Origin of the sequence: Pradoshia sp., assembly GCF_051873915.1 — a bacterium.
GTDB lineage: Bacteria > Bacillota > Bacilli > Bacillales > Pradoshiaceae > Pradoshia.
The window spans coordinates 1-9,263 of the sequence record NZ_JBJEFJ010000127.1; the positions used below are offsets into that span (position 1 = coordinate 1).

11 protein-coding genes are annotated in these 9,263 nt (G+C 45.0%); 3 read left to right on the top strand and 8 right to left on the bottom strand.

Annotated features, from left to right (window positions below; all coding sequences use genetic code 11):
* Both groL and groES read right to left on the bottom strand, forming a co-directional pair.
* The coding region (gene groL, locus ACI35L_RS11420; RefSeq protein WP_439802927.1) for a chaperonin GroEL at window positions 1-1,118 on the bottom strand (1,118 nt) is incomplete at its 3' end.
* Window positions 1,119-1,178: 60 nt separating this feature from the next.
* Window positions 1,179-1,463, bottom strand: coding sequence for a co-chaperone GroES (gene groES, locus ACI35L_RS11425; RefSeq protein ID WP_049672428.1), 285 nt, complete (start codon window positions 1,461-1,463; stop codon window positions 1,179-1,181).
* Between the two features lie 325 nt (window positions 1,464-1,788).
* On the opposite strand from groES, the gene ACI35L_RS11430 reads away from it, so the two are divergent.
* The gene (locus tag ACI35L_RS11430) at window positions 1,789-2,511 is read left to right on the top strand and encodes a CPBP family intramembrane glutamic endopeptidase (RefSeq protein WP_049672429.1); all 723 of its coding nucleotides are present in this window, start codon (window positions 1,789-1,791) and stop codon (window positions 2,509-2,511) included.
* Window positions 2,508-2,726, top strand: a complete 219-nt coding sequence (locus ACI35L_RS11435) for a YdiK family protein (protein WP_049672430.1) — start codon at window positions 2,508-2,510, stop codon at window positions 2,724-2,726. Before ACI35L_RS11430 ends, ACI35L_RS11435 begins: the two co-directional genes overlap by 4 nt.
* Before the next feature lie 18 nt (window positions 2,727-2,744).
* Here the strand turns inward: ACI35L_RS11435 and ACI35L_RS11440 are convergent, their stop codons facing one another.
* A complete protein-coding gene (locus tag ACI35L_RS11440; protein WP_049672431.1) occupies window positions 2,745-3,434 on the bottom strand; it encodes a redox-sensing transcriptional repressor Rex in 690 nt (229 codons plus the stop codon).
* Window positions 3,435-3,456: 22 nt separating this feature from the next.
* Window positions 3,457-3,969, bottom strand: coding sequence for a cyclic pyranopterin monophosphate synthase MoaC (gene moaC, locus ACI35L_RS11445; RefSeq protein WP_049672432.1), 513 nt, complete (start codon window positions 3,967-3,969; stop codon window positions 3,457-3,459).
* Between the two features lie 143 nt (window positions 3,970-4,112).
* Here moaC and ACI35L_RS11450 point away from each other — a divergent pair, with 143 nt between their 5' ends.
* Window positions 4,113-6,032 (top strand): ABC-F family ATP-binding cassette domain-containing protein, encoded by a 1,920-nt coding sequence (locus ACI35L_RS11450; RefSeq protein WP_439802928.1) that lies wholly within the window; start codon window positions 4,113-4,115, stop codon window positions 6,030-6,032.
* A gap of 240 nt (window positions 6,033-6,272) precedes the next feature.
* Here the strand turns inward: ACI35L_RS11450 and tsaD are convergent, their stop codons facing one another.
* The 4 genes from tsaD to tsaE are packed head-to-tail and all read right to left on the bottom strand — an operon-like array spanning window position 6,273 to window position 8,895.
* Window positions 6,273-7,289, bottom strand: coding sequence for a tRNA (adenosine(37)-N6)-threonylcarbamoyltransferase complex transferase subunit TsaD (tsaD, locus tag ACI35L_RS11455; RefSeq protein WP_049672434.1), 1,017 nt, complete (start codon window positions 7,287-7,289; stop codon window positions 6,273-6,275).
* Window positions 7,283-7,741, bottom strand: coding sequence for a ribosomal protein S18-alanine N-acetyltransferase (gene rimI, locus ACI35L_RS11460; RefSeq protein WP_231589557.1), 459 nt, complete (start codon window positions 7,739-7,741; stop codon window positions 7,283-7,285). Before rimI ends, tsaD begins: the two co-directional genes overlap by 7 nt.
* Window positions 7,738-8,442, bottom strand: a complete 705-nt coding sequence (gene tsaB / locus ACI35L_RS11465; RefSeq protein WP_439802929.1) for a tRNA (adenosine(37)-N6)-threonylcarbamoyltransferase complex dimerization subunit type 1 TsaB — start codon at window positions 8,440-8,442, stop codon at window positions 7,738-7,740. Before tsaB ends, rimI begins: the two co-directional genes overlap by 4 nt.
* Entirely contained in the window at window positions 8,443-8,895 is a 453-nt protein-coding gene (gene tsaE / locus ACI35L_RS11470) for a tRNA (adenosine(37)-N6)-threonylcarbamoyltransferase complex ATPase subunit type 1 TsaE (protein WP_049672437.1), read from the bottom strand.
* Window positions 8,896-9,263 lie beyond the last annotated feature (368 nt).

The following is a 9,263-nucleotide window of genomic DNA, read 5'->3' on the forward strand; positions in this document are numbered from 1 at the left end:
CCGCCAGCAAGTTTAGCAAGACGCTCTTGAAGTTTTTCTTTATCGAATTCAGAAGTTGTTTCTTCTAATTGTGAACGGATTTGGTTGATGCGAGCACCGATTTCGCTTGTTTCGCCAGCGCCTTCGACGATTGTTGTTGTTTCTTTCGTTACAACAACTTTTGCAGCGCGTCCAAGAGAATCTAGTGTCGCGGATTTAAGGTCGCGTCCTAGTTCTTCTGTGATTACTTCACCGCCAGTTAATGCAGCGATATCTTCAAGCATTGCTTTACGACGGTCGCCGAATCCTGGAGCTTTAACCGCTACAGCATTGAATGTTCCGCGAAGTTTGTTCACAACAAGTGTTGCTTGCGCTTCACCTTCAACATCTTCTGCGATCAACAATAATGGTTTGCCTTGTTGAACAACTTGCTCAAGGACAGGAAGTACTTCTTGGATGTTGGAAATTTTCTTGTCAGTGATTAAGATGTATGGATTTTCAAGGACTGCTTCCATTTTGTCAGAGTCCGTTACCATGTATGGAGAAGAATATCCGCGGTCGAATTGCATACCTTCAACAACATCTAGCTCAGTTGTGAATCCTTTAGATTCTTCGATTGTGATAACGCCGTCGTTGCCAACGCGTTCCATCGCTTCAGCAATCAATTGACCTACTTCTTCGTCAGCAGAAGAGATTGCCGCAACCTGTGCGATAGAAGCTTTGCCTTCGATTGGTTTAGAGATAGCTTGTAATTCTTCGATTGCAACAGAAACAGCTTTCTCGATTCCTTTACGTACGCCCATTGGGTTAGCGCCAGCAGTTACGTTCTTTAATCCTTCACGGATCATCGCTTGAGCAAGAACAGTCGCAGTTGTCGTACCGTCACCAGCGATTTCGTTTGTTTTGCTTGCTACTTCAGCAACAAGCTTCGCACCCATGTTTTCGAATGCATCTTCAAGCTCAATTTCTTTCGCGATTGTTACACCATCGTTTGTGATAAGCGGAGAACCGAATTTCTTCTCAAGTACAACATTGCGTCCTTTCGGTCCAAGTGTAACTTTTACTGTATCAGCTAATGCGTCAACCCCGCGAAGCATAGCGCGGCGTGCTTCTTCACTAAATTTAATGTCTTTAGCCATTCGTAAATTACCTCCTCAAAATTTTGTAGTATGATATTTTTTAACCGACATTAGCTTTGCTTATCCGATTACAGCTAAAATGTCGCTTTCACGTAAAATTAAGTATTCGTTGCCTTCGTATTTCACTTCAGTACCTGCGTATTTAGAGAAGATAATGTGGTCGCCTTCGGATACTTCCAATCCTACACGCTCCCCATTCTCAAGGACACGGCCTGTGCCTACCGCTACGATTTTGCCTTCAGATGGTTTTTCTTTGGCAGTGTCAGGTAACACGATGCCGCTTGCAGTTTTCTCCTCTTGTGCGACAAGTTCAATCACAACGCGATCTCCTAGTGGCTTTAACAAGTAAAACTACCTCCTTAAAGTTATCTCCATTTTTATTAGCACTCATTAGGTATGAGTGCTAACACAATTTATATATTAAATAAAGACTATCTGATTTGCAAGAGATATGAGCGAAAATTTTAGAAAATTTTATAAGGTCATTTTCTCCGCTTTCACTTGGGCTAGTATACCCCTTTGCAGGGCAGATTATGTTATATATAAAGGGAAAAGTTTTGCAATTGTACCTAAGGGGGAAAAACGGGTAGAATGATGGTGTAGCTTTTTCGTATTGGGCTGACATTAAGCCCGCTTGATTTGGATACTTGTCATTAAAGGAGTTTTGTCTTTGAAGAAAAATTATTGGCTGATTGTCCTTATATACGTTGCCATGCAGCTATCGAGCATTATCGGTCTACCTCTAATGGGATGGATTCTGCCGAACTTCGTGGCCGAGGATCAAGTAGCCATCTATTCAGTCGTCTATTGGATTATTATCAGCTTCTTCATTGCCCTCATCATTACGTTATTCTTCTTGAGGAATGAGCGTAATGAAATGGAACGGTGGGAGCGTATGCCGCTTGGCAGTTCTCTTGCATGGGCTGTCGGAGGAATCTTCCTTGCCTTGATTGCCCAGGCTGTTGCGGGTACGATTGAACAGCAGATTTTCAACATTAAGGGAGAATCTGAGAACACAAAGAATATCCTCGCCTTAATCGAGATGTTTCCAGTTGTAATTCTAATTACTTCTGTCATTGGACCCATTTTGGAGGAAATCGTGTTCCGGAAGATTCTATTCGGGGCACTATTATATAAGCGGTTTGGGTTCTTCCTTAGCGCTTTAATCAGCTCAGTTATCTTTTCACTTGCACACGGCGAGCCTGAGCATACCTTGCTTTATTCAGCGATGGGCTTCACATTCGCCTATCTCTATGTCAAAACAGGCAGAATTATTGTGCCAATCATTGCGCACGTTAGCATGAATACACTTGTTGTCCTCCTTTCCACCTATTCAGGTGATTTAATCAAAGAGATGGAGAAGGCACAAAGTTTTATCGGAGGTTTATTATGAGACGATCACCGTTGTATATGGCAACGATTTATTTCATCCTGGGGGCTGTGTTTATCTTTTTCGCAGTCCAAAATGTAACAAGGAGCGGCTGGGATTTCTTTACTTACTTCCTGGTCATCCTGGCAACGCTTGATATTGGATCCGGTATTCGCTTTATCGGTATCCACCGCAAGATCAAGCAAATGAAAAACGAACAGCAGCCAAAGAGCAAATAAAGCAGAAAATCTCGAAGTTTATTCTTCGAGATTTTCTGCTTTTTCGTCTTCTTTTATTTCTTCGTTTCCACCAGAAGGATAATGCTTTAAGAAATAAACAAGCGATTGAAGCTCTACAGCCAGGTCAATATGATGTACCCGAATGGAATCTGGTACACTTAAACGTGCTGGCGTAAAGTTCAGTATGGCTTTCACATTTGCTGCCACAAGCCTGTCCGTAATAGGTTGAGCCGCTTGGGCTGGTACCGTTAAAATAGCCACCTTGATATTTGAGTTTGCGAGCTTGCTCTCAAGTGCATCCATATCAAAGATTGGCACGTCCCCGATGAAGGTTCCCACCTTCTCAGGCGATACATCAAAGGCAATTTCAATCTTCGTATTATTATTCTTCATGAAATTATAGTTCAAGAAAGCAGTCCCCAGGTTCCCGACACCAATCAGGGCCACTTGAGTGAGCTCATCCTGGTCTAGTGTTTTACGGAAGAAGGACAGCAAGTAATTGACATTATAGCCGTAGCCTTTCTTTCCTAGCGCTCCGAAATAGGAGAAATCTCTCCTGATTGTCGCGGAATCGACTTTGACGGCCTCACTCAGCTCTGCTGAGGACACCCTCAGCTTCCCGGAGGCATGTAAGTTCTGTATAAATCGGTAGTACAGCGGCAGCCGCTTCGCTGTCGCTTGTGGTATTTTTGTATTCTCCTGCAACATTTCTTTCCCTTCTCCCTTACTATTAGAGTCCCCTATGCTTATTCTCGTCCAATTGTTTTTGGAAATCCGGACTGGATACTCCGCCTGTCTTCTTAACTAGATATGTTTCTCCGATAACCATGCCCTTATCAATGGCCTTGCACATGTCATAAACGGTCAGCGCAGTAACCGAGGCCGCTGTTAGGGCTTCCATTTCTACACCTGTGCTTCCCTTCGTCTTCACAGACACCTGGATGCGCAGACGCCTCTGTTCTTGTTCAGCTTCCCAAAAGAAACGGATGTCTATTCCTTTGAGGGAAATCGGATGGCACATAGGAATTATATCAGATGTTTTCTTCGCTGCCATAATGCCAGCCACTTGAGCCACAGCTAAGACGTCACCCTTTTCCATTTCACCGGAACTGATTTTCTCATAAATCTCTTCCTTAACTAAAATGCTTGATTCCGCTATCGCGATGCGGGTTGTCTCAGGCTTATGCGCAATATCAACCATCTTCGCTCTTCCCTGCTCATTGAAATGAGTGAATTCACTCATCGCCATTCCCCCTCTACCTTTATCTTATAATATATTTCAATTTCGTGGTAACGTTTGTGTAAATATTCACATATGTCCTATTCAGTTGCGGTTCCCAGACTCCGTAAGATACACTAAGGCTAGTACTTCTTGAGGTGAGAATCATGATAATTTTACAAGTTAACAATGTATCCAAATATTATGGTGCAGAAGCAATTTTGTCCAGTATAAAGCTTGAAGTGCAATCGAAAGACCGAATTGCTCTCGTTGGCCGCAATGGCGCTGGGAAATCCACCCTCCTGAAGATTATCGCTGGTCAGCTTTCGCATGATGGCGGCAATATCTTCATGCCAAAGGGAACTACAATCGGCTATCTTGCCCAGCATACAGGCTTGAATTCTGACCTATCCATCTGGGATGAGATGCTGACGGTGTTCGCCAATCTGCAAAAGCAGGAGGAAGACTTGCGCGCCTTGGAGAAATCCATGTCTGACCCTGAAATCTATCATGACAGCACCCGTTATGAGCGAATATTGAAGGATTATGATCATTTGCAGGAGCAATTCAAGAATGCCGGAGGCTATCAGATGGAAAATGATATCCGCTCCGTCCTGCATGGTCTTAATTTTGCCGATTACGATTATGCTACACCTGTCAGCTCATTGAGCGGCGGACAGAAGACACGGCTTGCCCTTGGGAAACTATTGCTGACGAAGCCTGATTTATTGATTCTCGATGAGCCGACAAACCATCTTGATATCGATACGCTATCCTGGCTTGAGGGATATTTGCAATCCTATCCTGGCGCTATCTTAATTGTCTCCCATGATCGCTACTTCCTCGATAAGGTCGTCAATCAGGTCATGGAGCTTTCACGTACGTCCATCAGTAAATATACAGGCAATTATAGCAAATACCTTGTCCAAAAAGCAGAGGAATATGAGCGCAACCAGAAGCTGTTTGAAAAGCAGCAGGATGAGATTGCCAAGCTAAGGGATTTCGTGCAGCGAAATATCGCACGTGCGTCCACAACCAAGAGGGCACAGAGCCGTCAGAAGCAGCTTGAGCGCATGGAATTGCTTGACCGCCCTCAAGGTGACGAAAAGTCTGCTAACTTCTCCTTCCAAATAGAGAAGCAAAGCGGAAACGAGGTATTACAGGCAAACGATATCGCTATTGGCTATGAAGAGCCTGTAGCTAAATCGATTAATTTCCGCATCACACGCGGTGAAAGCATTGCCCTCATCGGTCCGAATGGAATCGGAAAATCAACCCTTCTTAAGACCATCACGGACAAGCTCCCTGCCATCAGCGGCGAGTTCCAATTCGGCGCTAATGTCACGGTCGGCTACTATGACCAAGAACAGGCGAATCTTTCATCCAATAAGACTGTGCTCAATGAGCTGTGGGATGACTACCCAATGAGCCAAGAAAAGGATATTCGCTCCATTCTCGGCAACTTTCTCTTCAGCGGCGATGATGTAATGAAAACTGTCTCCACTTTGAGCGGCGGTGAGAAGGCCAGGCTTGCCCTCTCAAAGCTGATGATGCAAAAGGCCAACCTGCTTATCCTCGATGAGCCGACAAACCACCTGGACCTCGACAGCAAGCTCGTCTTAGAAAATGCTCTTGTCGACTATCCCGGCACCCTTTTATTCGTTTCCCATGACCGCTACTTCATCAACCGAATTGCTGACAAAGTCATTGAGATGGGACCAGCTGGCACGGTTGAATATCTTGGGGATTACGACTATTACGTCGAGAAAAAGCGGGAGCTTGCTGAACTGGCAGAGCTTGAGAATAAACCTGCGGTGCAAGCCAATCAACAGACTGTGGAAAAGTCCTCCTATCAAGAGGATAAAGAATTAAAAAAGCAAAACCGAAAGCGGCAGCGCCGCATTGAAGAAATTGAAGCAGCAATCGAAACACTCGAGGAAAAAATCGCTGAATATAATGAGCAGCTTTGTGACCCTGAGGTTTATCAGGATCACGAAAAAACATTAGAAATCCAAGGACAGCTCACAACGACGGAAACAACCATGGAAGAATTAATGGAGGAATGGACCATTCTCCAAGACTCCTAAAACGGGCCTGTCCATGGCCCGTTTTTTATCAACATATTTACCCACAGACAGTTCATAACTATATCAGGTATTCAACCTATTTTTCCACATTATCCACAGATATCGAAAGTATTATCCACAGAAAATGTGCATAACCCATAGTTATCCACAATCATTTTAGAACTTTCTGCATTTTTTGACCACTAATACTTGGGGATAAAGAAAGAGCCGCTGATTTAGCAGCGGCTCTTCTTTTGTGTATTATTCTAAATCTAACCCTGGATTTGCATTTAAATCCATACCAGCACGTCTGCCTTGCTCATAGGCAATGCTTCCGGCTGCCCCAATCATGACCGCATTATCTGTACATAAATATAATGGCGGGATGATTAATTCAATCTCCTTCTTGCCTTCAAAGGCTTCTTCGAGTCTTGCTCTCAATCCTTTGTTGGCGGCTACTCCGCCGGCAAGTAAGACTTGCTTCACACCGTATTGCTCTGCTGCCTTCAATGTCTTGGTCACAAGAACATCAATCACACTCTCCTGGAAGCTGCAAGCGAGATCCTCAGGCGCAATGGTTTCTCCCTTTTGGGAGGCATTATGAAGTGTATTGATGACAGCAGACTTCAGGCCGCTGAAGCTGAAATCATAGGAATCCTCTTCAAGCCATGCTCTCGGTAATTTCACCGTCGGCTCCCCTTCATGGGCCAGGCGATCAATATGAGGACCACCCGGATATGGAAGCTTCAACGTGCGCGCCACCTTATCATATGCCTCTCCCGCAGCATCATCACGTGTTTCCCCTATCACTTCAAAGGAACCATGCTCCCTCATTAGCACAAGCTCTGTATGTCCCCCTGAAACGACGAGAGAGAGCAGCGGGAATTGGAATTCTGTCAAGATTCGATTCGCATAAATATGACCGGCAATATGATGAACATTCACGAGCGGCTTGCCGTGAGCAAATGCCATCGCCTTAGCTGCATTCACGCCAATTAAGAGGGCACCTACCAGACCTGGTCCCTCTGTCACAGCAATTGCATCAATCTCATCCCACGTGATGCCTGCCTGCTCTAAGGCCTCCTCCACGACGACCGTAATAGCCTCTACATGATGTCTGGAGGCAATCTCCGGGACGACGCCGCCAAAGCGCTTATGACTCTCAATTTGAGAGGCAACCACGTTAGAAAGGATTTCCCGGCCATTCTTAATCACTGCAGCTGCTGTTTCATCACAGCTTGTTTCTATTGCTAAAATTAATTGATCCTTTTTTACCATAATTCCACCCACATTACTAAGGCATCCTCCATATTATCTGTGTAATAATTCTTTCGGATACCGCCTTCTTGAAATCCCATTTTTCGATATAATTTCTGGGCACCATGATTCGTTACCCTTACTTCAAGGGTCATTCGCTTAACGCCCATGCTTTTCGCCGTTCCCATCATACGAATCATCAGCTCCTCGCCAAGGCCGTAGCCGCGATAGGCAGGAAGAAGTGCGATATTCGTGATATGCCCCTCATCTAGGATAACCCATTGTCCGCCATAACCAATGACACGGCCTCTGTCCTCCACGACAAGATAGACGGCATACTGGTTGTTCACCAGCTCGTTATAAAAGGCTTCCCTGCTCCATGGCAGAGTAAAGGAGGCATGCTCAACCTCCATCACATCATCTAAATCCTCAAGTGTCATTGCCCGAAACATCACTGTATGATTGGTCATCATTCTTCCCTCTGTTTCTCTTGAGCTTCTAACCATTTCGCCTCTGCTTCCGCTAAACGCACATAATTCGGTACAAATGAATGAATCTCTTCTGCCGGTCTTTGCATTCCCAGCATCGCAAGCTCACCTGCGCGAGCATGATGAAGCGGCGCTGGTGCAAGGAACGCCCTGTCTCCCAATGCCTCCTTGAATGTTTCCTCATGAATGGAGGCATCACTTCCAACAAAGAGAACAGGTGCATCCAGCCTCCTCAATCCATCCGCGAAGTCCTTCGCAAGTACATTTTGATCATCCTGTATCCGTGTAATCTTCCCATTCTCCGCTTTAAAGAGCGCCGTGTACAGCTGGCCTCGTCGTGCATCAAATACCGGGCACACATAACCGTTAAAATAACGCCCATTCAGCGCAAGCGCCTCAAGGCTTGAAATACCGACGAGCTCTATACCCAGACTCCAGGCTAGTGACTTCGCAATCGTCACGCCAATACGCACACCTGTATAGGAACCAGGCCCCTTAGCGACGACAATCCTGTTAAGGTCAGCAGGCTTCATCCCGCACTCTTTAAGCAGTGCTTCCACAGTAGGCATCGCCCGTACAGAATGATTTCTCTTTGTATAAGTTATTTGCTCACCGATAATTCCTTGCTCATTAGCAACAGCCACTCCAAGAACATTCGTCGATGTATCAATGGCTAATACATTCATTTAAAAAATCTCCTCACACAACTTTTCATAAAATTCACCTTGGGGTACAGCCTTGATCCTGCGCTGCTCATCCCCTTCATGATATAAATACAAGGTCAGCAGCTCATCCGGCAATTGTGTCTTAATTAAATGAGCCCATTCCACAATGGTCACCCCATCGCCTTCGAAGAACTCCTCAAAGCCGAAATCCTCATCCTCATTCTCAATTCTATATACATCCATATGATAAAGCGGCATATTTCCTTTGTATTGTTTCATGATCGTAAACGTTGGACTATTCACTGTCCGTGTCACGCCTAGACTCTTAGCGATTCCCTTTGTAAAGGTTGTCTTGCCAGCACCAAGGTCACCCTCAAGCGCCACTACTGAACCCGGAACAAGACGTCTGCCAATCTCCTCAGCAAGCTGCCTCGTCTCCTGTTCGTTCTTACATAATAATTGATACTCCGTCACAGTCATTCACCATGCTTTAATATTTTATTATTAAAGTGTACCTTATTTTTGTGCGTAAAGCCAATTTACCTTTATAGGCAGGAGGACGGAATTATATGGAGAAGCAGAAGGGATTCTAGTAAACTCGGATTCCTTCGTAGGTTAGCTTGAATTAGCTAGGCTGGAGTTATCACAGGCTTGGTCCTAAGTGGGTATCTGCTCGGCAGGCAGTTCTCGCCCTTACCTGAGATTTATCGCCCATAGACCTCGGATTTAGCCCATAACCTTAGTTGTTCGCCCTTAAAAATACCCGTTCGCCCTTAAATGAGGTGTTTTCGCCCTTAAATAGAAGGAATTCGCCCTTAAATCTTAAAATCACGGATTGGTAG

Excerpts from the sequence above, each read along its gene's own strand:
- tsaB (WP_439802929.1), bottom strand. The coding sequence starts at position 8,442 with ATGAATGTATTAGCCATTGATACATCGACGAATGTTCTTGGAGTGGCT.
- moaC (WP_049672432.1), bottom strand. The coding sequence starts at position 3,969 with ATGAGTGAATTCACTCATTTCAATGAGCAGGGAAGAGCGAAGATGGTT.
- tsaD (WP_049672434.1), bottom strand. The coding sequence starts at position 7,289 with ATGGTAAAAAAGGATCAATTAATTTTAGCAATAGAAACAAGCTGTGAT.
- ACI35L_RS11450 (WP_439802928.1), top strand. The coding sequence starts at position 4,113 with ATGATAATTTTACAAGTTAACAATGTATCCAAATATTATGGTGCAGAA.
- rimI (WP_231589557.1), bottom strand. The coding sequence starts at position 7,741 with ATGATGACCAATCATACAGTGATGTTTCGGGCAATGACACTTGAGGAT.
- ACI35L_RS11435 (WP_049672430.1), top strand. The coding sequence starts at position 2,508 with ATGAGACGATCACCGTTGTATATGGCAACGATTTATTTCATCCTGGGG.
- ACI35L_RS11440 (WP_049672431.1), bottom strand. The coding sequence starts at position 3,434 with ATGTTGCAGGAGAATACAAAAATACCACAAGCGACAGCGAAGCGGCTG.